The organism is Stenotrophomonas indicatrix, from assembly GCA_041545745.1.
Taxonomy (GTDB): Bacteria; Pseudomonadota; Gammaproteobacteria; order Xanthomonadales; family Xanthomonadaceae; genus Stenotrophomonas; species Stenotrophomonas indicatrix_A.
On record CP168152.1, the window covers coordinates 1,999,312 to 2,024,785 of the forward strand.

Below are 25,474 nucleotides of genomic sequence, written 5' to 3' on the forward strand. Positions count from 1 at the left end.
CCTCTCCAGATGGAACCAGGGAAACCAGGCCATGAGCACCTCCAGCACCACAACCGTCCACGAGACGGCTTCCACCATCAGCCTGCCGATCGAAGGCATGACCTGCGCCAGCTGTGTTGGCCGCGTTGAAGCGGCCCTGGCCAAGGTCGAGGGGGTCGCCAGCGTGTCGGTCAACCTGGCCACCGAGCGCGCGGACATCCGCTCCTCTGGTCCGGTCGACCGCGATGCGCTGATCCAGGCAGTGGAGAAGGTGGGCTACGAAGTACCGGCCGCGACCACCGAACTGGCCGTGGAAGGCATGACCTGCGCGTCCTGCGTCGGCCGCGTGGAGCGCGCGCTGTTGGCGGTGCCGGGCGTCAGTCACGCCAGCGTCAACCTGGCCACCGAGCGTGCGACCGTGCGCGGCGTTGCCGGCATCGACGCGCTGGTGGCGGCGATCGACAAGGTTGGATATGCGGCACGCGCGATCGATGGCGGTACCCAGGTCGATGAGGAAGCGGCGGAAAAGAAGGATGCCGAGCGGGTGGCGCTGAAGCGCGACCTGATCCTGGCCAGCGTGCTGGCGGCCCCCGTGTTCGTGCTGGAAATGGGCTCGCACCTGATCCCCGGCATGCACCATTGGGTGATGTCCACGATCGGCATGCAGGCCAGCTGGTACCTGCAGTTCGTGCTGACCACGCTGGTCCTGGCCATTCCCGGCCGGCGCTTCTACCAGAAGGGCTTCCCGGCGCTGCTGCGCCTGGCGCCGGACATGAACTCGCTGGTGGCGGTGGGCACCGCGGCGGCGTTCGGTTATTCGGTGGTGGCCACCTTCATCCCGCGCCTGCTGCCGGCGGGCACGGTGAATGTCTACTACGAAGCTGCGGCGGTGATCGTCGCGCTGATCCTGCTCGGCCGGTTCCTGGAAGTGCGTGCGAAAGGCCGCACCTCGGAGGCGATCAAGCGCCTGGTCAACCTGCAGGCCAAGGTGGCGCACGTCAGCCGCGAAGGGCGCATCGTCGATATCCCGATCAACGAGGTGCTGCTGGGCGATCTGCTGGAAGTGCGTCCGGGCGAGCGCGTGCCGGTGGATGGTGAAGTGACCGACGGTCGCAGTTTCGTCGACGAGTCGATGATCACCGGCGAGCCGATCCCGGTGGAGAAGTCGGCTGGCAGCAGCGTGGTCGGCGGCACCGTCAACCAGAAGGGCGCGCTGACCCTGCGTGCGACCGCGGTGGGTGGGCAGACTATGCTGGCGCAGATCATCCGTCTGGTTGAACAGGCACAGGGTTCCAAGCTGCCGATCCAGGCCGTGGTCGACAAGGTGACGCTGTGGTTCGTGCCGGCGGTGATGCTGGCGGCGTTGGCCACCTTCCTGGTGTGGCTGATCTTCGGGCCGTCGCCGGCGCTGACCTTCGCGCTGGTCAACGCGGTGGCCGTGCTGATCATTGCCTGCCCGTGCGCGATGGGGCTGGCGACGCCGACCTCGATCATGGTCGGCACCGGCCGCGGCGCCGAGATGGGCGTGCTGTTCCGCAAGGGTGAGGCGCTGCAGCTGTTGAAGGATGCCAAGGTGGTGGCGGTGGACAAGACGGGCACCTTGACCGAAGGGCGACCGCTGCTGACCGACCTGGAGATCGCCGACGGCTTCGATCGCGCGCAGGTACTGGCATGGGTGGCAGCGGTGGAATCGCGCTCGGAGCATCCGATCGCCCGCGCCATTGTCGAGGCGGCAACGGAGGAGGGCATCGCGCTGCCAGCGATGGTTGATTTCGAGTCGGTGACCGGCATGGGTGTGCGTGCCAGCGTCGACGGTGCGCGGGTGGAAGTGGGTGCCGACCGCTTCATGCGTTCGCTGGGCGTGGACATCGGCATGTTCGCTGCGCTGGCCGATCGCCTGGGCAACGAAGGAAAGTCGCCGCTGTATGCCGCCGTCGATGGCCGCCTGGCGGCGATCATCGCAGTCTCCGATCCGATCAAGCCGAGTACGCCGGCCGCCATTGCCGCCCTGCACCAGCTTGGCCTGAAGGTGGCCATGATTACCGGTGACAACGCCGCTACCGCGCAGGCCATTGCCCGCCAGCTCGGCATCGATGAAGTGGTGGCCGAAGTGCTGCCGGAAGGCAAGGTGGAGGCGGTGCGCCGGTTGAAGGCGGCTTACGGTCAGATCGCGTTCGTCGGTGATGGCATCAACGATGCGCCGGCGCTGGCCGAGGCTGATGTCGGCCTGGCCATCGGCACCGGTACCGACGTCGCGGTGGAGTCGGCCGACGTGGTGCTGATGTCCGGCAACCTGCAGGGTGTGCCCAACGCCATCGCACTGTCGAAGGCGACCATCGGCAACATCCGCCAGAATCTGTTCTGGGCCTTTGCCTACAACACCGCATTGATCCCGGTCGCGGCGGGTGCGCTGTATCCGGTATGGGGCGTGTTGCTGTCACCGGTGTTCGCCGCCGGTGCCATGGCGCTGTCCAGTGTGTTCGTGCTCGGCAATGCGCTGCGCCTGCGGCGCTTCCAGGCACCGATGGTTGAGGCGCCCCATGCAGCCCAGTGAAGGAGCGATTGAATGAACATCGGTGAAGCGTCGAAGGCATCCAGCGTGTCGGCCAAGATGATCCGCTACTACGAGCAGATCGGCCTGATTCCTCAGGCTGACCGCACCGGAGCGGGCTATCGCGCCTATTCGCAGGCCGACGTGCATCGGCTGCGTTTCATCCGTCGCGCACGCGATCTCGGCTTTTCGGTGGCCGAGATCACCAATCTGCTGGGCCTGTGGAACGACACCTCGCGGCACAGCGCCGACGTCAAGCGCCTGGCCGAGCAGCACATCGATGATCTGGAGCAGCGCATCGAGAACATGCGGCAGATGGCCGATACGCTGAAATCACTGATCAGCTGCTGCGCCGGCGATGACCGCCCCGAGTGCCCGATCCTGCAGCGGCTGGGGGAGGGCGAGGAGGGCGCTGTGCCGGTTGCAGCGCCCGCCGGGGCGGTACGCAGGCGCTCGCGCAGGACCTGACGAAGACCTGCGGAAAAGAAAATGCCCGACCCGGCAGTTGCACGGGACGGGCATTGTTTTACGCAGTTGGCAGGACGATCAGGCGGTACGCGGCGGGAAACCCGCTTCGGTCAGCGCTGCAATGATCTGCGCTTCGCTGGCCGAGGTCTGCACCTGCACGCGGCGGCTGGGCGGGTCGGCCGACACCGTCGCCGCCGGGTCGACCAGTTCGATCGCCTTGGTCACGCTGCGCGCGCAGCCACCGCAGGTCATGCCTTCCACATGGAATTCCATCTGTAGCTCCTTCGATTCACTTGGGGGTGGAGGCAGTGTGCACCTTGCAACGATGGCAGGGTCAAGCATTCCCCGAAGCGCAGGGGCCACGAAAAACGGCAGCCACCTGTACCAGCGCGGCTGCCGTGGAGGATCGTCCCCGCCCGCAGGCGGGGGTAATGCCTTAGAACTTCCAGTTCACGCCGAAGTACAGCTGGCGGCCGGCGTAGATGTTGGACAGCAGGCGGGCCTGGCTGTCGTTGCCCAGATAGCTGCGCAGCTCGGACTTGGTGGCGTTGAGCACCGAGGCGGTCACGGTCCAGTCCGGGGTCAGGTTGTAGGCCACGTTCAGATCAAGCTGGTCGTAGGGCTTGGTGTAGGTGGTGAGGCCGTTGTTGAGGCCGCCGACCACTTCACCACGACGGTTGTACGAGGCGCGCGCGAGGAACTTCTCGTTCTCGTAGAACACCGTCACGTTGGCCTGGTTCTTGGCGCTGCCCACCAGCGGCGAGGAACCGATCTCTTCGCCATCCAGCACGATCGAAGCCAGGTTGGTGTCGTTGTAGGTGTAGTTGGCCTGTACGCCCAGACCGAAGTCAAAGGTGTACTGACCGTACAGTTCCACGCCCTGCGAGACACCGTCACGGCCGTTGGCTTGGGTTTCATACTTCTGCACCGTCACCGATTGCCCGCCAACGGTCATCTGCTGGTCGCGCACCACCGGCACGGTGAAGTTGTCCACGTTCTTGCGGAACAGCGCCACGCCGGCTACCGAACCGGGCTTGAAGTACCACTCCAGGCCCAGGTCGAACTGCACGGCCTCGAACGGCTCCAGCGCCTTGTTGCTGCCCGAGCCATACCAGCCGGGGGTGTCGGTACCACCAGCGACGCGGCGGTCGTTGCTGTATTCCTCGCTGACGTAGCGCAGGCCGCCCGGGTAGGCGATGGAGGTGTAGCTCGGGCGGGCGATCACCTTCGATGCGGCACCACGCAGCACCAGGTTGTCGGTGATGTCCCAGGCGATGTTGAAGCTGGGCAGGAAGTCGGTGTAGGTCTTGTCCAGCGAGCTGAGCGTGTAGACCTTGTCGCGGACCTGGTTGTCCGGCAGGCGCACGAAGCCGCCCTGGCAGCGCAGGTTCGGATCGGCGGCCGGATCATCGCAGCTCATCGGTGCACCGGCGGCGTTGTCCACGAAATAGTCGTTGAAGCGCTCGACCGAATCGCTGGACTGCGCGAACTGCTTGGTACGCACCACGCGCACACCGACGTTGCCGCGCACGCGATCGGTACGGAAGTTGGCCTGGAAGTAACCCGAGTAGATCTTTTCGTTGACGTCGTAGACGAAGTCTTCCTCGGTGCGGTTGTGCGAACCGCCGTAGGTCTTGTTCAGGTAATCGATGTAGGCCGGGTAGTTGACGCCCGGGAACACGTTGGCGTTGAAGCCACCGGCAATGTTGCTGATCGGGTTGGACAGGAAGAAGCCCGGCTGCGCATTGCCTGCGGTCGGATCGCAACCGGCCTGGTAGCGGTTGTTGTCATAGTCGGCCGGGTCCAGGCCCGGGCACACCCAGTAGGTGTTGCCGGTGTTGCGGTGGACCTTGCCATCGCGGTACTTGGTACCGAACTGGATGGAATCCAGCCAGCCGGCTTCGAACAGCTTGGTGACATCAGCCTGGAAGTAGTTCTGTTCAACTTCGGTCTTCATCCACGACGAATCGGTGGAACCGGTATCGACTTCGGCAATGCCGGCCATCAGCTGCTGCTGCAGGTCCGGCGAGAACTGCACCGACGGGGTGCCGGTCAGGTCCCACGCGGTGTACTGATTGCCCGACTGCCACTGATCGCCGACCTTGCGACGCGGCTTGGCTGACATCCGGAAGTTCATCGACGGGCCGCCTTCAGACCAGGTACGGCCGCCGGTGAACGACGCCTTCCACAGCGGGCTGATGTCCCAGTCGATGGTCAGGTCGGCGGTCTGCGAGAGCGCCTTTTCCTTGCTGTAGCCACCGGTCAGCTGCGGGGTGGGGATGGTGCAGTCGTCCGGGCCCCAGCCACCGGGCTTCATGCCGGCCGCTGCGGCTTCGTCTTCACTGCAGTAGTAGGTCTTGCCGGCCAGCTTTTCGTACTGCGCACCGGTGACGATGCTGCCGCTGGGGTCGAAGCTGAGCCCGTTGAGCAGGCGGCCGCCATCCCAGTTGCCGTCCTGGTTGTAACGGGCCAGGTTCCACTCCGGCACCTTCAGCATGTTCTGGGTGTAATCACCCTGCAGCTCGAAGCGGAAGTAGTTGGCGGTCAGGGTGAGGTTGTCGATCGGCTTGAACTGGAAAGTCAGCTGGCCGCCCTTGCGCTCACGCTTCTCTTCCTTCACCGCGAAGTTCACCGAGGTCGGCATGAAGAACTCGCTGTAGTTCTTGCCGGTCTGGTTGTTGAAGCCGGACTCGCCCCACCAGTAGTGGATGCCGTCCTGTTCCAGCAGGTTGCCGTTGGCATCACGTGCGGTGGTGCCGTTGCCGTACCACTGGTAGTCCTCGGTGCTGGCTTCCATGGTGCGGCTGGTGCGCTTCTGCTGGGTCACGCCGACCAGCACGCCGAAACGCTCGTCCTTGCTGTGCCAGGAATACAGCGCCGACACCTGCGGGTCGACGTCGTGGCTGGTGTCGGACGAGGTTCCTTCCAGGTTCACGTAGCCGGAATTGGCTTCCATCTCCAGCGGGCGGCGGGTATGCAGGATGACCGTGCCGCCGATACCGCCTTCGTCGATGCGCGCTTCCGGCGACTTGAACAGCTCGGCGCTGGACAGCATGTTCGACGGCAGCAGGGTGTAGTTGAACGAGCGGGTAGCTTCGTTGTTGGTTTCCGACGAAGCGACGAAGTTGCCGTTCAACTGGGTCAGGGTCAGGTCGGGCGCGAGGCCGCGCACGCTGACCGACTTGCCTTCGCCACCGCTGCGGGTGATGACCACGCCGGGCACGCGCTGCAGCGCGTCGGCCACGTTCTTGTCGGGGAACTTGCCAACGTCCTCGGCGGTGATCACTTCGACCACGGCATTGGCGTCGCGCTTCTGCTGCAGGCTCTTTTCGATTGCGTAGCGGTAGCCGGTGACCTGGACGCTGTCCAGGGTGGTGGCGTCCTGCGCTCCGGTCGTTGCTGTCGCCTGCTGCGCGGAGGCGCCAAGCGGGGCGACGGCGGCGGCCAGGGCCAGCGCGATGGCCAGCGACAACGCGTCGTGGCCCTGTGTACGTGTTGAATGCCTCATTGCCATCTCTCCCTCTCTCCTGGATTGATCCGGTGACTGACTGACGCGGAAACTTGAATCGATCTAATTCGTGATGCCGATCTTTGCCTTCGCCCTGCAGATGCAACGAGCGCTTGGCAGATGGCGCGGCACGTCCTGTCTTGCTCCCCAACTCCGGGCCATCGCGCTGTCGTCTTGGATCGATCTAAGCGATGGGCGGGGCGATTTTTAGCACGGCAACGGCGCCGACGCATGTTGCTGCGCAATATGGCAGCGACGTGTCGTACAAATGACCCTTTACGGAAAATTGCTGTAAGCGGTTACATGCGCAAATGGGCTGGGCCGGCCGGGCTGCGCCCAGCACCCGCAGAGGCCTTCAAGCCAGTGCGGCAGCAACAGCAGCAACAACAGCGGCGTTCCGTGGGATGGCGGGGTGGGTCCGGTTGCGGGGGACGCTGCAAGTCCCCCTCCGGGGCCCGGCCCAGCCGCTGGCGGCTGTGCGTTCGGGCGCTTGCGAAGCAGTGCTTCGCAAGCAGCGCCCTCACCCCTGTAAGCTCGGTCGCGCCATCCATGGCGCTCACGCCCCCGCAACCGGACCCACCCCGCCTTCGACAGTTTCCTGCGGCTGACAGTAGATCCACGCCATGCGTGGATGAAATCCAATCCATTCGATGATTTCGAAATCGGTAGGAACATCCATCCACGCATGGCGTGGATCTACCAGGCATCAGGAAACTGTCAGGGGTGGGGCGGTGTGGGTGTGCAGGACCGTTGGCGCCACGGATGGCGCCATCGAGCCCCCATGGGTGAGGGCGCTTTGCTTGCGAAGCACTGCTTCGCAAGCGCCCGAACGCACAGCCGCCAGCGGCTGGGCCGGACCGCGGAGCGGGGTTTACGGCGCGTCCTGCATACCCGCAGCGCCCCGCCCAGCTCGGGAGCCTGCTTCTGCTCTTGCTCCGGCCTCTGCAGGTGCCGGGCGCAGCCCGGCCGAAGCCCCCTCTCATGCTGCGCCGCAGAATGCATTGGGCGAAATCCCCATGCTCTACTTGAATCGATCTAAATCCGCCGGGGTGCGGATTTGTACCGATGGAAACGAGGGCTCGGCCTGTGCGGTCGGTCCTTCGCTGCCGCCCTGCCGCCAAGGAGTCCTGCCCGTGACCAGGTTGTCCCACCGTCGTCCCGACCGCCGCCTGTCGGCATTGTCCCATCGGCCCCTTGCCCGTATCGCCTGCCTGCTGGCTCTGGCGGTGACGCCCTGGCTGCAGGCCGCGCCGGCCGCGCTGGAGCGCGAGGTCAACACCTTCATCGGCAGCAAGGATGACGGCAACACCTTCCCCGGTGCCTCGGCGCCGTTCGGCCTGATCCAGGTCAGCCCGATCGGCAGCCACTATTCGGGCTGGCGCTACGACGACGACAAGATCCGCGGTTTCGGCCACTCCTTCCTGTCCGGCGCCGGTTGCTGGGAGCAGGGCGGGCAGGTCTCGGTGCTGCCGGTGACGGGCAGCATCGGTCCCGGCGGCGACTTCGATACCGCCAACCCCAAGCAGTTCGACCACAAGGCGTATGCCTCGGCCTATACCCATGACGGTGAGATCGGCCAGGCCGGCTACTACAAGGTGCGCCTGACCAGCTACGGCGGCATTGACGCTGAGGCGACGGCGCGTACGCGCGCGGCTGCGGAGCGCTACACCTTCGGCCAGGGCAAGGGCGATGGCCACGTGCTGGTCAATGTCGGCCAGGCCAACGAGCGCCACTCGGTGATCGGCAGCGTAGTCGATGTGGTTGGCGACCGCGTGGTGGAAGGCAAGCTGGTCACCAAGAGCTTCTGCGGTGGCCATCAGTACACCACCTGGTTCCGTATCGAGTTCGACCGCCCGTTCAAGGCGCATGGCACCTGGGGCGAGGGCGGCGGCCTGCCAGGCGCGCGCCACAGCATGGAAGGCGAGCAGAAGCCGAATGGCGCCTGGCTCAGCTTCGATCTGGCCAAAGGCCAGTCGGTCACGGCCGTCAGCGCGATTTCGCATGTGGACGCCGAAGGTGCGCGAACCAACCTGCGCGCCGAGGGCATGCAGGGCGGGGCGCTGCTCGGCTTCGAACGCATGCGCGCGCTGTCGCAGCAATCGTGGCGTGAGCAGCTGGCACGCGTGCGCGTGCAGGGGGGCAATGGCGATGACCGCACCGTGTTCTACAGCGCGCTGTACCACGCGCTGCTGCAGCCGCTTACCGGCAGCGATGCCGACGGCCGTTACCGCGGCTACGACGATGGCATCCATCGCGCCGATGGTTGGACCTACTACGAGTACTTCTCGCTGTGGGACACCTACCGCGCACAGAACCAGTGGCTGGCGTTGACGCGCCCGGACGTGGCGCGCGACATCGGCCGCAGCCTGCTGGCGATCGATGAGCAGGGCGGCTGGCTGCCGCGCTGGGGCTATGCCAACTTCGAGACCAACATCATGACCGGCGACCCGGTCACCCCCTTCATGGTCGACCTGTGGCGCTTCGGTGCGCTCAAAGGCCGTGAATCGCAGGCATGGGACGCGCTGCGCCGCAATGCCTTCGGCACGCCGCCGCTGAACTCGCGCATGGCCGGCCGTTCCGGCAATCCAACCTATCTGGACAAGGGCTACGTGGTCTACGACCGTGCATTCCCGTCCAAGGGCATGGACGTCGATCCCCATCATGGTGGTTCGGCAACGCTGGAATACGCACTGGCCGACTGTGCGCTTTCGCAGATGGCCGACGGCCTTGGCCACGCCCAGGACGCAGCGACCCTGCGTGAGCGCGGCCGCAACTGGCGCAAGGTATGGGACCCGCAGGTACGTGATGCGGAAACCGGCTTCAGCGGCTTCCCGCGCCCGCGCACCGAAGATGGCCAGTGGTATACCCCGGCTGATGGCCATTACAACCCGCGTTCGCACCATGGTTTCCATGAAGGCACCGCCTGGCAGTACCAGTGGCTGGCGCAGCAGGACATGCCGGGCCTGGTCGAGGCGATGGACGGTCGCGAGCAGGCGGGCCGCCGCCTGGATGCCTTCTTCGCGATGGATGCGCTGCAGGCCGACCCGCTCAATGCGGCGCGCCGCGAGTGGGTGGTGGGCCCGTACAGCTACTACAACCAGTTCCGCTACAACCCCAACAACGAGCCCGACCTGCATTCGCCGTGGCTGTACACGCTGATCGGCCAGCCATGGAAGACCGCAGCGGTGGTGCGTGCTGCGCAGCAGCTGTTCACCAATGCACCCAACGGCGTGACCGGCAACGATGACCTCGGCACGATGTCGGCCTGGTACCTGTTCAGTGCCATCGGCGTATACCCGGCGGTGCCGGGCAGTGGCGAGTTCCTGCTGCATACGCCGCGCTTTGCCAAGGTCGAAGTCGAGCTGGGCAACGGCCGCACCCTGCGCATCGAGGCGCCTGGCGCCGATGGCCGTCGCCTGCAGTACGTGCAGGGCGTGCAGGTCGACGGCCAGGCACATGCCCCGGTATGGATGGGCTGGAGCCAGCTGCAGCAGGGCCCGAAACTGCGTTTTGCGCTTGATGGGCAGGCGCCGACCGAGGGCTGGGGCACGGCGGTCAAGGATCTGCCGGTGTCCTGGTGTGCGTCACCGGGCAGCCAGCTGCACTGAGCCGGGCTGTGCCGTTCGAGGCAACCCAGCGAACGGCACGGCACGACAGGGCCGCGATCCATTAGGCTTGAGCATCCATCGGAGTGCGGGAAGACGATGAACGACAACGGCGACAGTTCCAGCAAGCGTTCCGGCAAGGCGGTGACGGTGACCGACATCGCCCGTGCCATCGGCGTTTCGCGCGCGACCGTGTCGCTGGTGCTGCGCGGCAGTCCGCTGGTCAACGTCGATACCCGCGCCCGGGTCGAGGCCGAGCTGCGCCGCCAGCGCTATGTCTACAACCGCGCTGCGGCGAACCTGCGACGACGTACATCATCCAGCATCGCGCTGGTCATCAACGATCTGTCCAACCCGTTCTTCGCCGAATTCGCCTCCGGTGTGGACGAAGCGCTGGGCGGGCGTGGCTACGTGACCCTGCTCGGCAGTACCGGCGAGTCACCCGAGCGCCAGCAGGCGGTGCTGTCCACGTTGATGGAACACACACCTGCAGGCCTGATCCTGTCGCCGGCCGAAGGCAGCGATGCCACGCTGCTGCGGCAGGCGCTGGGTGCCAATGCCAACGTGCTGCTGTTCAACCGTGAACTGGAAGGCGCCGAGTGGGATTTCCTGACCCTGGACAACCAGCATGGCGCCTACCTGGCCACCCGCCACCTGATCGAGCGCGGTCATCGCCAGATTGCGTTCTTCGGTGGCCACGCCGCATCGAGTTCCTGCCACCAGCGTCGTGCCGGCTTCCAGCAGGCACTGGCCGAAGCCGGGCTGGCATTGCCGCCGGGCTGGATGATCGAATCGGCACCCAACCGGCTGGAAGCGGCCGCGCGCACCGATGAACTGTTCGTCGACGGCCATCGGCCGAGCGCAGCGGTCTGCTACAACGACACTGTCGCGCTGGGCCTGATGCTGGGCCTGAACTCGCGCGGCATCCGGCCCGGCGGTGATTTCGCGGTGACCGGTTTCGATGATATTTCCGAGGCATCGGTTGCCGTGCCGCCGCTGACCACGTTGACCGCCGACCCGCGCGAGCGCGGCCGGCAGGCGGCGTCCCTGCTGCTGCAGCGGCTGGAGGAACCGGATGCGCCACCACGGCGCACGGTCGCCCCGGTACAGTTGCGCATCCGCGAAAGCAGTGCCGCACGCCCGAATTGATGCTTTGCTACTGACTGATTGCCCCCTTCCACGCTTCAACGACCTTTCGCGCATCGAGGCGCGTACCGCATGCCGATCTCCGCAACGCCCCGCCCATCGGGTTCCCCGGGCAACCAGCCTGCCGTCACCAACGGCAAGGCGCTGGCCGTGGTCACCACCATCTTCTTCATGTGGGGCTTCCTGACCTGCCTCAACGACATCCTGATTCCGCATCTGAAGGCGGTGTTCGAACTGAACTACGCCAAGGCAATGCTGGTGCAGTTCACCTTCTTCGGCACCTATTTCCTGATGTCGTTGCCGGCGGGCCGGCTGGTAGCCGCGCTGGGTTACAAGAAGGGCATCGTGGCTGGTCTGGTGATCGCCGGCATCGGCGCGCTGGGCTTCTGGCCGGCCGCTGAGCTGCGCGTCTACGGCGCCTTCCTCGGTGCGTTGTTCGTGCTGGCCACCGGCATCACCGTGCTGCAGGTCGCGGCCAACCCGTATGTGGCGCTGCTTGGGCCGGAGCAGACCAGTTCCAGCCGCCTGACCCTGGCGCAGGCGCTGAATTCGCTGGGTACGGCCATCGCGCCGATCTTCGGCGGCATGCTGATCCTGTCCAACACGGCCATGAGCGGTGAGCAGATCGCCGCGCTGCCGGCCGCCGAACAGCTGGCCTACCGCACCGCCGAGGCCCACGCCGTGCAGGGCCCCTACGTGGGCTTGGCGGTGGCGCTTGTGCTGCTGGCCCTGTTCGTGTTCCTGTTCCGCCTGCCGGCGCTGAACGACACCACCGAGCAGGCTGACCAGGGGCATCAGCACAGCTACCTGGACGCGCTGCGCAAGCGCCATCTGCTGCTGGGCGTGCTCGGCATCTTCTTCTACGTCGGCGCTGAAGTATCGATCGGCAGCTTCCTGGTCAACTACCTGTCGATGCCCACCATCGGCGGTTTCAGCGAGCAGGAAGCCACCCATTATGTGTCGGCCTACTGGACGATGGCGATGATCGGTCGCTTCGCCGGTTCGGCGCTGCTGGCGCGCTTCTCGCCGAGCCGCCTGCTGGCGATCTTCGCGCTGGTCAACGTGGGCCTGCTGACGCTGACCATGATGACCTCCGGCAATGTCGCGCTGTACTCGGTGGTGGCGATCGGCCTGTTCAATTCGATCATGTTCCCGACCATCTTCGCGCTCAGCATCGAGCGCCTGGGCCCGCTGACCAGCAAGGGTTCGAGCCTGCTGATCATGGCCATCGTCGGTGGCGCCGTGGTGCCTTACCTGCAGGGCGTCCTGGCTGACCACATCGGCGTGCAGGCCAGCTTCATCCTGCCGCTGCTGTGCTACGGCTACATCATTTTCTATGGACTGGTCGGCGCCCGCGCGCCGGCTGCCGGCACGCAGGGAGGCTGAGTCGAAAATGAGTTCCATCGTCTGCTTCGGCGAAATTTTGATCGATCTACTAGCGCAGCCGCCGGCCTCGGCCGATACCCCGCGCGCGTTCCTGCAGTACGCCGGTGGTGCACCGGCCAACGTCGCGGTGGCCGCTGCACGGCTGGGCGCGAAGACCCAGTTCGTCGGCATGCTCGGCCGCGACATGTTCGGTGACTTCCTGGCGGAGAGCCTGAGCGAACACGGCGTTGGTACCGACTACATCGTGCGTACCGACGCGGCCAAGACCGCGCTGGCCTTCGTTGCACTGGACGCGGGCGGCGAACGCAGCTTCAGCTTCTACCGTCCGCCTGCCGCCGACCTGCTGTTCCGTGACAGCGATTTCCAGGCGGGCTGCTTCGATGGCGCGCTTTGTTTCCATGTCTGTTCCAACAGCCTGACCGAAGCGGACATCGCCGAAGCGACGTTCGCCGGCATGGACCGCGCACGCACGGCCGGTGCGGTGGTCAGCCTGGATCTCAACCTGCGTCCGGCGCTGTGGCCGGCCGATGTCGACCCGACACCGCGGTTGTGGCAGGCGCTGGAACGCGCCGACCTGGTCAAGCTGTCGCGCGAGGAACTGGAGTACCTGGCGGCACCGCTGGGTGATGACGGCGAGGCGCTGGTGCTGCGTCGCCTGCTGGCCGCGCAGGCACGCTGGGTGATCATCACCGACGGCGCCGCCACGCTGCATTGGTATACCCGTGAAACGCAGGGCAAGGTCAGCAGTTTCCGCGTCGCCACCGTGGACACCACCGCTGCCGGTGATGCCTTCGTTGGCGGTGTGCTGGTCGGGCTGCTGGAGAGGGGTGGGGCAGGTGCGGGCTTTGCCGCGTTCTGCCAGGACCCGCAGGCGATCGCCGCCACGCTGCGCTTCGGCGCCGCCGTTGGCGCACTGGCGGTGACCCGCAAGGGCGCGTTCGCTGCAATGCCCTCGTTCGATGAAGTGCAGCGGCTGCTGCAGCTACAGGATCTCCCCGCATGAGCACCTCGCCCGATTTCCGTTCTCCCGCGTTCCTGCGCGCCCACATCGCCGACACGATGGCGTTCTACCACCCGCGCTGCATCGACCCGAAGGGCGGCTTCTTCCATTACTTCCGTGACGACGGCAGCATCTACGACGCCAGCCATCGCCACCTGGTGAGCAGCACCCGTTTCGTCTTCAACTACGCCATGGCCTACCGCGAATTCGGCAATGCCGAGTATCGCGATGCGGTCGAGCACGGCGTGCGCTACCTGCGCGAGGTGCATCGCAACCCGGCTACGGGCGGCTACGCCTGGACCCTGCGCGATGGCGTGGTCGAGGACGACATGAATCACTGCTACGGCGTGGCCTTCGTGCTGCTGGCCTACAGCTGTGCATTGAAGGCGGGTATCGAAGAAGCCCGCGCGTGGATGGACGAGACCTGGCAGCTGTTGGAAGCGCGCTTCTGGGAAGCAGAGCACGGCCTGTACAGGGACGAGGCCGACGGCCAGTGGAACTTCACCGGTTACCGTGGCCAGAACGCCAACATGCACATGTGCGAGGCGATGCTGGCAGCATTCGAGGCCAGTGGTGAACAGCGCTATGTCGAGCGCGCGCTGCAGCTGGCCGACAACATGACCCGCCGCCAGGCGGCCAAGGCCGGCGGTCTGGTCTGGGAGCACTACGACGTCAACTGGAACATCGACTGGGACTACAACCTGGACGATCCCAAGCACCTGTTCCGGCCATGGGGCTTCCAGCCCGGCCACCAGACCGAGTGGGCCAAGCTGCTGCTGATCCTGGACCGCCACGTGCAGGCCGACTGGCTGCTGCCGACCGCGCAGCATCTGTTCGATGTGGCCGTAGCGCGCAGCTGGGACGAGGTGCGCGGCGGCCTGTATTACGGCTTCGCTCCGGAGTCGCGCCGGCAGCCGGGCATGGACGGCGCGCCGATTGGCGGCGACAGCTTCGTCTGCGACGACGACAAGTATTTCTGGGTGCAGGCCGAGACGCTGGCTACCGCCGCACTGATGGCCAAGCGCACTGGCGATGACCGCTATTGGCAGTGGTACGACCGTATCTGGGCGTACTCGTGGGACCATTTCGTCGACCACCGGTACGGCGCATGGTTCCGCATCCTCGACGCTGACAACCGCAAGTACAGCGACGAGAAGAGCCCGGCTGGCAAGGTCGACTACCACACCATGGGCGCCTGCTACGAAGTGCTGAACGTCGTGCGTTGAGGTCTGCCGCGCTGCGTGCTCGCCGGACGTGGTCCGGCGCTACCGTGGCGTGTTGCATTGGTAGCGCCGCGCCGCGCTGTGGTCTGGCGCCAGGATGTCGAACGCATCGCCATGCGCGCGGAGCCGACCGCATGCAGTGGACACCCGCTTGGGCCTTCAACAGCAACAAAAGGAGCATCACGTGCATCGCCTTCCCCTCGTTGTCCGTCTGCTCCTGCTGCTGATCGCAGCGTCCGCCTTCCCGGCAACTGCCGCTCCGCTGCAGGCGCAATGGGAATTCCGCCTGCTGCCCGGCGACGCCCAGGGCGCGGCGCATCCGGGCCTGCAGCTGTGGCGTGCGGCCACGGTGCCGGGCAGCGTGCACACCGATCTGCTGGCGCATGGGTTGATCCGCGATCCCTACGTCGGCGCGCCCGAAGCCGAACTGCAGTGGATCGGCCTGGCTGACTGGGAGTACCGCGCCCGTTTCGATGTGGACGCCGTCACCTTGGCCAGGCCCAACGCCGAGCTGCGCTTCGATGGCCTGGATACCTATGCCGAGGTGAAGCTCAACGGCAAGCCGCTGCTGCGTGCCGATAATGCCCACCGCACATGGCGCGCCCGCGTCGAAGGTCGCCTGCGTGCGAAGGGCAATGAGCTGCAGCTCGTGTTCCGTTCGCCGATCCGCACGCTGCTGCCGGGCGTGCAGGCGATGCCGCACAGAATCGCCGGCAATTATCCTTCGCCCTACGGCGATGAACCCAAGGACGCGATGGTCGGCAACTTCGCGCGCAAGCCGGCCTACCACTTCGGCTGGGACTGGGGTCCGCGCTACGTCACGGCCGGTGTCTGGCGCGGCGTTGACCTGCAGGCATGGGGCGCGCATCGGTTGACCGACCTCGCCGTACGCACGGATGCGCTTGATGCGGAAAAGGCAACGCTGGCCGTAGTGCTGCAGGTGGAACAGGGTGCGGCCGCCGGTCCGGTGGCGGTGGACGTTGAGGTGCGTGATCCAGACGGCCGCAGCGTCGCACGGGTGCAACGCACGGTCGAGCTGAAGCCCGGTCGGAACAGCGTGGAGGTGCCGGTTGAACTGGCCAAGCCGCGGCGCTGGTGGCCGGTCGGCCACGGTGCGCAGGATCGTTACACCGTGCTGGCCTCGCTCGACGGTGGCGCCGATTCCACGTTGAAGCGCGAGCAGCGTATCGGCCTGCGCACGGTCGAGCTGCGCCGTGAGCAGGACGACAAGGGAGGGCAGGGCTTCGCCTTCGTGATCAATGGTGTGCCGATCTTCGCCAAGGGCGCGAACGTGATTCCGTTCGACGCCTTCCCTGCGCGTGTTGATGCCGCGCGCCTGCGCCAGGTGCTGGTCGCCGCGCGCGATGCCAACATGAACATGCTGCGCAACTGGGGTGGCGGTTACTACGAAGACGATGCGTTCTTCGATATCGCCGACGAACTGGGCCTGCTGGTCTGGCAGGACTTCATGTTCGGCGGTGGCATGCAACCCGGTTACGACCCGGCATTCCGCGCCAGCGTGGTCGCCGAGGCGCGCGACAACGTGCGCCGCCTGCGGCATCATCCCAGCATCGTGCTGTGGTGTGGCAACAACGAAGAAGAGACGGCGTGGAAGGACTGGGGCCACGGCCGCGACCTGAAGGCCGCCGATCCGGCGTTCGCAGCGAAGGTCTGGCAGGGTTATGTCGACCTGTTCGGCAACGACCTGCGCCAGGTGGTGAGCGAAGACGGCCTGGGCGTGCCGTACTGGTCCAGTTCGCCCAGCAACGATCTGGACGAGAAGGCCAACGACTCTACCCGCGGTGACAAGCACTACTGGCAGGTGTGGGGCAATCCAGCGTTGCCGGTGCAGGCCTATCTGCGCGAGACCCCGCGTTTCATGTCCGAGTATGGCCTGCAGGCCTGGCCTGCGGTGGCGACGGTGGACCAGATCGCTACCCGTGCCGAGCAGCGTATCGACAGTCCGGTGATCCGCGCGCACCAGAAGTTCATGGCCGGCGAGGGCAATACGCGCCTGCTGCACTACATCGAGCTGGGCTACGGCACGCCGAAGGACTTCGAGGACTTCGTCTACCTGAGCCAGGTGATGCAGGCCGATGGCATTTCCCTGGCGGCGCTGCACCATCGTGCTTCGCGGCCCTATACGATGGGCTCGCTGTATTGGCAGCTCAACGACGTCTGGCCAGGTGCCTCGTGGTCGAGCGTTGACTACTTCGGCCGTTGGAAGGCGCTGCACTTCGCCGCACGGCGCTTCTTCGCGCCGGTCACCGTGGCGGCGTTGCGCGATGAGGGCAGGACACGCGTGCGCGTGATCAATGACCAGGCCACGCCGTTGGATGCACGCTGGCGCCTGCGGGTGATGGACGTGGAAGGCAAGGTACTGCGCCGTCGCGAGCAGGCGGTGACGCTGGTCGCTGCCGGAGTGATCGACATCGGCAACTACGCCGATGCCGAGCTGTTGGCTGGCGCCGATCCGGCGCGGACAGTGGCAGTGTTCGAGCTGCTGCAGGGCGGCAGGGTGACGGCGCGGCAGGTCGTTGGGTTCGTCGAAGCCAAGGACCAGGTGCTGCCACGCCAGCAGCTGAAATCAACGTTGGCGATCGACGGTGACCACTACCGCCTGCGGCTGCAGAGCGCAGCGCTGGTGCGCGCGGCCTGGATCGATTTCGGCGCGCTCGACGTGCAGGTGGAAGACAACCTGCTGGATCTGCTGCCGGGCGAAACCCGCGACGTCGCCGTGCGTGGCCCGGTGGATCTGGCTGCCCTGCGTGAGGCGTTGAAGGTGCGCACCCTCAACGATCGTTGAGGGCCGTTGGGTGGGTGCGGACCGTTGGTCCGCACACCTTCTCGCTTACAGCTGGATCTGCTGGAAGTTCTCGACGCGATCATGGCCGTTGGCGGCTGCGCCGATGCGCGGCGTCGGGTAGTCCTCCAGGCGATCGATCAGACGCGTCTGCAGCCCGGCCTCGCGGGCAGCGTCCAGTTCCTCGACCACGTCGGACAGGAACAGGATTTCGCCAGCGGGAACGCCGATGGCCTGCACGATATGGCGATAGCTGTCGGCCTCGCGCTTGCCACCGACTTCGGTATCGAACCAGCCCGACACCAGCGGACTGAGGTCACCGGCATCGCTGAAGCCGAAGAACAGCTTCTGCGCCGGCACCGAGCCGGAGGAGTACACGTACAGCGGCAGGCCCGAAGCGTGCCACCCCTTCAAGACCGGCGCCACTTCCGGGTAGAAGTGCGCGGTGTAGTCGCCACGACGGTAGCCCGCGTCCCAGATAAGCCCCTGCAGGGCCTTCAACGCAGTGTGCTTGCGGTCCTGGTCGATCCAGCCCTGCAGCGTCTCGGCCACCAAGCTGTCCTGGCAGGCGCCGCCGATCTCGGTAGCGACGGCGTCCAGCCAGCGACGCACCTCCGGTTGCTGGCCATGTTCGGCGACGAAGCCGGGCAACGCCTGGCGTGCGTACGGGAACAGCACGTTCTTGACGAACGAGATGCTGCTGGTGGTGCCTTCGATGTCGGTCAGGATGACGCGGGGCTGCATTGATCAGGACGCCTGGGTCGGAATGTAACGGGGGAATTTCTGCGCGATGTCGGTGCCGGTGAAGTGACCGACCCAGCCATCCGGCTCGGTGAAGAAACGGATCGCCACGAAGCTGGGCTCATCGCCCATGTCGAACCAGTGGGTGGTGCCGTCGGGCACGGCGATCAGGTCATCCTTCACGCACTCGATCTCGTAGACCTTGTCGCCCACGTGCAGGGTGAACAGGCCCGAGCCGGCGACGAAGAAGCGCACTTCGTCTTCCTTGTGGAAGTGTTCGTCGAGGAACTTCTTCCTCAGCTCGGCGCGGTTCGGGTTGTCCGGCGCGATCGAGGCCACGTCCACGCTCTTGAAGCCGCGTTCGGAAACCAGGCGGTCGATGTCGGCGCGGTAGGCGGCAAACACCTCGTCCTGGCTTGCGCCCGGGGCGACCGGCGCGGTGGCCTGCCAGCGTTCAAAGGTGACGCCGATCTTCTGCAGTTCGGCAGCGATGATGGCGCCGTCCTGGGTGTCCAGCAGCGGCGATTCGGGGCGGGTATCGTCGTAGATGCGCAGTCGGCTCATGGCGGCAGCTTGAACGTCTCGGGGAAGGACAGGGTAGCAGGGCGAGGGTAGGGCGCAGATTCCAGATGGGAATCTGCATCACTGGATCAACCGCGCAGCTTGCGCAGCTCCAGCTCGCAGTGCAGCAGGAACTCGAACGCTTCCATGTGCCGGCGCGCTTCGGCCATGTCGCGGCCCCAGGCGTACAAGCCGTGGCCGTCGATCAGGTAGCCCCACAGGGGCTGGGTGTCGAGCAGGGCGTCGACCTGGGCCGACAGCACATCCATGTCCTGGGTGTTGGCAAACACCGGGATGTCGATGGCCATCTCATGGGTGCTGTTGCCGGCGAAGGCCTTCAGCAGCTCGTAGCCCTCCACCCGGATATGCCCCTGCGGCGCGTACAGGCGCGAGGCGATGGTCTGCACCGGCGAGTGGGTATGCAGGACGCAGCCGATCTCGGGGAAGCGGCGGTACAGCTGGGTGTGCAGCAGGGTTTCGGCGGACGGGCGCAGTGGGCGGCCAACGGCCTTGCCATCGAAGTCCACCACCATGATGTCGTCTTCGATCAAGCGGCCTTTGTCCTTGCCGGACACGGTGATCGCGGCGTGGCGGTCATCCAGGCGGTGGGAGAAGTTGCTGCTGGTGGCCGGGGTCCAGCCGGCCAGGGCCAGTTCGCGGACGTTGTCGATCAGCAGCTGGGCCAGTTCGCTCAGGCGCGCGGTGTCGTAGGGGAAGGTGGGGGCGTTCATGGGGGCGATTTTACTGGATTCGGCCAACGGCTGAGCCCCTCGCGGCAGGTCGCGTAGAGCGGTTCATGGGGTGGGCGGGTCGGGTGGGCCGTGCAGGGGACGCTGCAAGTACGTCCCTGTAAGCTCGATGGCGCCATCCATGGCGCCAACGCCCCTGCACGGCCCACCCGACCCGCCCCTGACAGGTTCCTGTGGGCGGCCAGCCACGGAGTGCAGAAGGAAAAGCGAAAGCGGATCGCTTCGCTGCGCTTGCTCGAAGCGGAGCATGGCTCCGCTCTACAGCAGATTCGTTCCCGAACATTCATTTCCGGGAACGCTTCATCCACGCATGGCGTGGATCTACCGGACGGGGCAGGAGACTGTCGGAGGTGGGGCGGGTTGGGTTCGCGGGGGGTGTCCGCGGCATGGATGCCGCGGCCAAGCCTCCAGGGACGGATTCACGGCGTCCCCCGCGAATCCAACCCACCCCACCAAACCCTCAGCGCAGCTGTTGCCGTTGCTCTGGCTTCAAAGGCGGGTGCAGGGCCGCAGGCCCTGCAATGCAGAAAACCTCACTTCCCCCGCAGGCGACTGTGCTTGAACCCGTAGAAGAAGTAGATCACGAAGCCGACAAACGTCCACACGCCCATCAGCATCCAGTTGTGCAGCGTCATCGCCGACAGCAGCGCCAGGCAGCTCAGCACGCCCAGGCTGCAGATCAACCACGCGCCCCGGATGCGGAACGGACGCGGCAGGTCCGGCTGCGTGCGGCGCAGGATCAGTACACCGGCACAGACCGCCGCGAAGGCGATCAGCGTGCCCATCGAGGTCAGTTCACCGAGGATGTCCAGCGGGAACAGCGCCGCCAGCAGGGCGATGCCGATGCCGGTGATGACCGTGTTGATGTGCGGCGTGCGGTACTTCGGGTGGATCTTGGTGAACACCGGCGGCAACAGGCCGTCGCGCCCCATGATCATGAAAATGCGCGGCTGGCCGATGATCATCACCAGTACCACTGAGGAAAGGCCGATCAACGCACCGATCTCCACCACCACCCGCAACCAGCCCAGCTGTGGATGCGCGGCCACGGCGGTCACCACCGGCTCATCGGTGCCCAGCAGCTGGTAGGGCACCAGGCCGGTCATGACCGCGGCCATCGCGATGTACAGCACCGTGCAGATCACCAGCGACAACATCATGCCGATCGGCATGTCGCGCTGCGGCTTGTGCGATTCCTGCGCGGCCACCGATACCGCTTCGAAGCCGATATAGGCGAAGAACACCATCGCCGCACCGCGCAGAACGCCTTCCATGCCGTACTTTCCGGGGCCTTCGTTGGCGGGAATGAAGGGGGTCCAGTTGCTGGTGTCCACGTATTTCCAACCGACCACGATCACCAGCACGATCAGACCGGTCTTGAGGATGACCATGGCCATGTTCATCGCCGACGATTTGCTGATGCCGACGTAGCACAGCCAAGTCAGCAGCAGCACCAGGATCGCAGCGGGAATGTTGGCGATGGCGCCGGTGGGGCGCAGCTGCGCGTCCAATGGGGCACTGACCAGCGCAGCCGGTAGGTGGATGTCGAAATGGCTGAGCAGGCTGAGGAAATAGCCGGTCCAGCTGACCGCCACGGCCGAGGCGGAGACGCCGTACTCGAGCACCAGCATCCAGCCGATGAACCAGGCCGAGAGCTCGCCGAAGGTGGCGTAGGTATAGGTGTAGGCGCTGCCGGAAACCGGCACCATCGCCGCGAACTCGGCATAGGCCAGCGCGCAGAAGGCGCAGCAGATCGCGGCCAGCACGAACGACAGCATGATGGCCGGGCCGGCGTGGTTGGCGGCAGCCTGGCCGGTGATGACGAAGATGCCGCCGCCGATCACCGCACCGATGCCGAGCGCGGTCAGGCCCCAGGGGCCGAGGTGGCGACGCAGGCTCAGGCCATTGGCGTCTTCGTGGGCGGCGTGCGGGTGCTTGGTGGCCCACAGTTGCTTGAACATGTGTGGTGGTCTTGTGCGATGCGCCCGGTTACCGGGCGCGGGCGGAAATGCCTGCGGATATCGACGGGCCGGCACAGCGGCCAGCCCGTCGGGAGGGTCAGGGCGACTTGGCCAGCTTGCTGTGGCGGATGCCGTAGCCGAAGTAGATCAGCAGGCCCAGCAGGGTCCAGCCCACGAACAGGTGCCAGTGCACCACGAACGCCTGCCAGAACAGGAACAGGCACGACAGCGCACCCAGCGGGCAGATCACCCACACCAGCGGCACGCGGAACGGGCGGTGCAGTTCCGGGCGGGTGTAGCGCAGGATCAACACGCCCACGCAGACCGTGGCGAAGGCCAGCAGGGTACCCATCGACACCAGTTCGCCGAGCACGTTCAGCGGCACCAGGCCGGCCAACGAGGCGGCGACCACGCCGACCACGATCGTGGCCCAGTACGGCGTGCGGAAGCGCTTGTGGACCTTGCCGAACACCTTCGGCAGCAGGCCATCGCGCGAGATGGTGTAGGCGATGCGGGTCTGGCCCATCATCATCACCAGCACCACCGAGGACAGGCCGGCGATCGCGCCGATTTCCACGGCAGTCTTCAGCCAGGACAGGCTCGGGTAGGCTTCCAGCGCGGTGGCCACTGGCTTGTCGGTGCCCAGCAGGTGGTACGGCAGCATGCCGGTCAGCACCGCGCAGACGATGATGTAGACGATGGTGCAGACCGCCAGCGAGCCGAGCAGGCCGATCGGCATGTTGCGCTGCGGGTCCTTGGTTTCACCGGCAGCGGTGGAGACCGCATCGAAGCCGATGTAGGCGAAGAACACGATGGTGGCCGCGCGGAACACGCCGCTCCAGCCGAACTCGCCGGACACGCCGGTGTTCTCGGGGATGAACGGGTGCCAGTTGGCCGGGTCCACGTGGGCGGCGCCGATGCCCACGAACAGGCAGATCACGAACACCTTGATGGCCACAATGATCGCGTTGACGAACGCGGACTGGGTCACGCCCACGTACAGCAGACCGGTCACCGCCGCCACGATCAGTACCGCCGGCAGGTTGAACAGCTTGCCGGAGGCGGCGAACTCGTGCCCGTTCCAGGCGATCGGCGCCGCACTCAGCGCGTCCGGGAACGGCATGTGCAGCGTGGTGGTGATGAAGCTGATCAGGTACGCCGACCAACCCACCGCGACCGAGGCCGAGGCGAACAGGTACTCCAGCACCAGGCACCAGCCGATGAACCAGGCCATGCCCTCGCCGAGGGTGGCGTAGGAGTAGGAGTAGGCGCTGCCGGAGACCGGCATCATCGCGGCGAACTCGGCGTAGCACAGGCCCGCCAGCGCGCAGGCGATGCCGGCGAACACGAACGACAGCATCACCGCCGGACCGGCGTGGTTGGCCGCGGCCTGGCCGGTGAGTACGAAAATACCTGCGCCGATCACCGCACCAATGCCAAGCATGATGAGGTGTTTCGCCGTGAGGGTCCGTTTCAACGTGGCTTCGCCATCCAGGCTGCCTTCGATGGGTTCGCCGGCATCGACGTGCCCGGCCGGTTCGACCGGCTTGACCCTCAACAGAGCTTTCAGCATGCAGTACTTCCTGATGATCGGATTGGGAGGGCCGCCAGTACATTGCCGGCGGCCTGGAATCGTGAAAGCCGTGCGAACGGCCCGCTGTACCTTAGCCAATGCTGAAGGCACCGCACAAGCGCAAACGCAACAATGAACGGCGATAATGGCAGGTATTTTTCCAGGCACCCCGCATTCATGAGCGAAACCAGCGAATCCCTTGCCGCACTTGACGATCGGCTGCGCCGCCTGCTGCATGACTATGCGCGCAAAGAACCTGCCCACGACGCCCTCGCTGCCGAATTCGGCACATTGATCGACGATGTGGAGGATGCGTTCCGCCGCGAGCGCCTGGCAGGCCATTTCACCGCCAGCTGCTGGCTGGTCAGCGCCGATGGCCAGCGCCTGCTGCTGACCCACCATCGCAAGCTGCAGCGCTGGCTGCAGCTGGGCGGGCATGCCGACGGTGACCGCGACCTGGCCCGGGTGGCACTGAAGGAGGCCGAAGAGGAGTCCGGCCTGAGTGGGCTGGTGCTGGACGATCCGGCGATCTTCGACCTGGACAAGCACTGGATTCCCGAACGCAAGGACGTGCCGGGGCACTGGCACTACGACGTGCGTTTCGTGATCCGTGCGCTGGGCGGGGAGGATTTCGTGCTCAGCGAAGAGTCGCTGGAGCTGGCCTGGCGCCCGGTGGCCGAGGTCGCCAGCGATCCGCAGTCGGACGAATCGATGCAGCGCATGGCGCGCCGGTGGCTGGCGCGCTGAAAAACGCATCCACGCATGGCGTGGATCTACTGGGCGTGCGATCTCTTGGTAGATCCACGCCATGCGTGGATGGCGTGGTGCCGGATGCATTCCGCCGGGGTCCGCCCGGCGGCGCACCACTCAATACAGGATGCGCGTGCGCAACGTGCCCGGAATCGCAGCCAGTTCGTCACGCACCGCGCTGGCCTGTTCCTCGCTGGCGGTGATGTCGATCACCACGTAACCCACCTTCGGGTCGGTGCGCAGGAACTGGCCGTCGATGTTGACGTTGTGCCGCGAGAAGATCTCGTTGACCTTGGACAGCACGCCCGGCACGTTCTGGTGGATGTGCAGCAGGCGCAGGCTGTCGGCGTGCTCGGGCAGGGTCACTTCCGGGAAGTTGACCGCCGACAGGGTGCTGCCGTTGTCGCTGTAGCGCACCAGCTTGGCCGCCACTTCGATGCCGATGTTGTCCTGCGCTTCCAGCGTGCTGCCGCCCACGTGTGGGGTCAGGATCACGTTGTCGTGGCGGGTCAGCGGCGATTCGAAGATATCGCCGTTGCCCTTCGGCTCGACCGGGAACACGTCCAGCGCGGCGCCACCGATGTGGCCGCTGGCCAGCGCAGCATCCAGCGCATCGATGTCGACCACGGTGCCGCGGGCAGCGTTGATCAGGTGCGCGCCGCGGCGCATCTTCGCCAGCTCGGTGCTGCCGATCATCCACTGCGTGGACGGCGTCTCCGGCACGTGCAGGGTGACGATGTCGGCGCGCGCCAGCAGGTCGTCCAGGCTGGTCGCGGCACGCGCATTGCCCAGCGACAGCTTGGTTTCCACGTCGTGGAAGATCACCTGCATGCCCAGCGATTCGGCCAGCACGCCCACCTGGGTGCCGATATGCCCGTAGCCGATGATGCCCAGGACCTTGCCGCGCACCTCATGGCTGCCACTGGCCGACTTCGACCAGCCGCCGCGATGGCATTCGGCGTTCTTCTGCGGGATACCGCGGGTCAGCATGATCGCTTCGGCGATCACCAGCTCGGCGACGCTGCGGGTATTGGAGTAGGGCGCGTTGAATACCGGAATGCCGGCCAGCTCGGCCGCATCCAGATCGACCTGGTTGGTGCCGATGCAGAAGCAGCCGACCGCGATCAGGCGCTTGGCCTCGGCCAGCACCTCGGCGCTGAGCTGGGTGCGCGAACGGATGCCGACGATGTGGGCTTCGGCAATGCGCGCCTTCAGTTCGTCCTCGGGCAGTGCCTTGGTGTGCGCCTCGATCTGGCTGTAGCCGGCGGCGCTGAACACCTCCACGGCGGTCTGGCTGACCCCCTCCAACAACAGTACGCGGATATCCTGCTTCGGGAACGAGGTCTTCTTCGGCGACATGGGGCGGCACGGCCAGTGGGACAGGGGCTGACCACTATGCCAGATCGCAACGCCCATGGTGCAGTGCGCAATTGGTTGCAACTGCAGCTATCGAGGGCGCTGGAGGGCTGG

Annotated in this window: 17 protein-coding genes; 9 read left to right on the top strand and 8 right to left on the bottom strand. The window is 65.9% G+C overall.

The features are described from left to right. Positions 1-31 precede the first annotated feature (31 nt). Together ACEF39_RS09300 and cueR are read left to right on the top strand one after the other, a co-directional pair. Positions 32-2,533: a heavy metal translocating P-type ATPase gene (locus ACEF39_RS09300; RefSeq protein ID WP_500287738.1), complete on the top strand. Its 2,502-nt coding sequence runs from the start codon at positions 32-34 to the stop codon at positions 2,531-2,533. Positions 2,534-2,545: 12 nt separating this feature from the next. Next, on the top strand, positions 2,546-2,998 hold the full coding sequence (gene cueR, locus ACEF39_RS09305; RefSeq protein WP_500287739.1) for a Cu(I)-responsive transcriptional regulator: 453 nt from the start codon (positions 2,546-2,548) through the stop codon (positions 2,996-2,998). A gap of 78 nt (positions 2,999-3,076) precedes the next feature. Here cueR and ACEF39_RS09310 read toward each other — a convergent pair whose 3' ends face one another. Both ACEF39_RS09310 and ACEF39_RS09315 read right to left on the bottom strand, forming a co-directional pair. Next, a complete protein-coding gene (locus ACEF39_RS09310) occupies positions 3,077-3,271 on the bottom strand; it encodes a heavy-metal-associated domain-containing protein (protein ID WP_500287740.1) in 195 nt (64 codons plus the stop codon). 163 nt (positions 3,272-3,434) lie between these two features. Beyond that, positions 3,435-6,512 carry a TonB-dependent receptor gene (locus tag ACEF39_RS09315; RefSeq protein ID WP_500287741.1) on the bottom strand — a complete coding sequence of 1,026 codons (3,078 nt, stop codon included), beginning with the start codon at positions 6,510-6,512 and terminating at the stop codon, positions 3,435-3,437. A 1,127-nt stretch (positions 6,513-7,639) separates the two neighbouring features. Here ACEF39_RS09315 and ACEF39_RS09320 point away from each other — a divergent pair. The 6 genes from ACEF39_RS09320 (at position 7,640) to ACEF39_RS09345 (ending at position 17,672) form a co-directional block, all read left to right on the top strand. Then, positions 7,640-10,114 (top strand): GH92 family glycosyl hydrolase, encoded by a 2,475-nt coding sequence (locus tag ACEF39_RS09320; protein WP_500287742.1) that lies wholly within the window; start codon positions 7,640-7,642, stop codon positions 10,112-10,114. 96 nt (positions 10,115-10,210) lie between these two features. Beyond that, positions 10,211-11,260, top strand: a complete 1,050-nt coding sequence (locus tag ACEF39_RS09325; protein WP_312704849.1) for a LacI family DNA-binding transcriptional regulator — start codon at positions 10,211-10,213, stop codon at positions 11,258-11,260. Between the two features lie 69 nt (positions 11,261-11,329). Further along, positions 11,330-12,643 carry an L-fucose:H+ symporter permease gene (gene fucP, locus ACEF39_RS09330; RefSeq protein WP_025874796.1) on the top strand — a complete coding sequence of 438 codons (1,314 nt, stop codon included), beginning with the start codon at positions 11,330-11,332 and terminating at the stop codon, positions 12,641-12,643. 7 nt (positions 12,644-12,650) lie between these two features. After that, positions 12,651-13,646: a carbohydrate kinase family protein gene (locus ACEF39_RS09335; RefSeq protein WP_500287743.1), complete on the top strand. Its 996-nt coding sequence runs from the start codon at positions 12,651-12,653 to the stop codon at positions 13,644-13,646. Further along, on the top strand, positions 13,643-14,869 hold the full coding sequence (locus ACEF39_RS09340; RefSeq protein WP_500287744.1) for an AGE family epimerase/isomerase: 1,227 nt from the start codon (positions 13,643-13,645) through the stop codon (positions 14,867-14,869). The genes ACEF39_RS09335 and ACEF39_RS09340 overlap by 4 nt, the downstream gene beginning before the upstream one ends. Before the next feature lie 181 nt (positions 14,870-15,050). Continuing rightward, positions 15,051-17,672, top strand: a complete 2,622-nt coding sequence (locus ACEF39_RS09345; protein WP_500287745.1) for a beta-mannosidase — start codon at positions 15,051-15,053, stop codon at positions 17,670-17,672. Between the two features lie 45 nt (positions 17,673-17,717). Here the strand turns inward: ACEF39_RS09345 and mtnC are convergent, their stop codons facing one another. From mtnC to ACEF39_RS09370, 5 genes are all read right to left on the bottom strand, one after another. Continuing rightward, positions 17,718-18,413 (bottom strand): acireductone synthase, encoded by a 696-nt coding sequence (mtnC, locus tag ACEF39_RS09350; protein ID WP_500287746.1) that lies wholly within the window; start codon positions 18,411-18,413, stop codon positions 17,718-17,720. Between the two features lie 3 nt (positions 18,414-18,416). Then, positions 18,417-18,974, bottom strand: a complete 558-nt coding sequence (locus ACEF39_RS09355) for a 1,2-dihydroxy-3-keto-5-methylthiopentene dioxygenase (RefSeq protein WP_500287747.1) — start codon at positions 18,972-18,974, stop codon at positions 18,417-18,419. An 86-nt stretch (positions 18,975-19,060) separates the two neighbouring features. Further along, positions 19,061-19,702, bottom strand: a complete 642-nt coding sequence (locus ACEF39_RS09360; RefSeq protein ID WP_500287748.1) for a methylthioribulose 1-phosphate dehydratase — start codon at positions 19,700-19,702, stop codon at positions 19,061-19,063. 551 nt (positions 19,703-20,253) lie between these two features. Then, complete coding sequence (locus ACEF39_RS09365) at positions 20,254-21,681, bottom strand: amino acid permease (protein ID WP_100552419.1); 1,428 nt, start codon at positions 21,679-21,681, stop codon at positions 20,254-20,256. A 97-nt stretch (positions 21,682-21,778) separates the two neighbouring features. Continuing rightward, complete coding sequence (locus ACEF39_RS09370; protein WP_500287749.1) at positions 21,779-23,254, bottom strand: amino acid permease; 1,476 nt, start codon at positions 23,252-23,254, stop codon at positions 21,779-21,781. Positions 23,255-23,386: 132 nt separating this feature from the next. Between ACEF39_RS09370 and ACEF39_RS09375 the strand changes: the two genes are divergently transcribed. After that, positions 23,387-24,001, top strand: coding sequence for an NUDIX hydrolase (locus ACEF39_RS09375; protein WP_500287750.1), 615 nt, complete (start codon positions 23,387-23,389; stop codon positions 23,999-24,001). A 120-nt stretch (positions 24,002-24,121) separates the two neighbouring features. Here ACEF39_RS09375 and serA read toward each other — a convergent pair whose 3' ends face one another. Continuing rightward, a complete protein-coding gene (gene serA, locus ACEF39_RS09380; protein WP_500287751.1) occupies positions 24,122-25,363 on the bottom strand; it encodes a phosphoglycerate dehydrogenase in 1,242 nt (413 codons plus the stop codon). Positions 25,364-25,474: the final 111 nt, after the last annotated feature.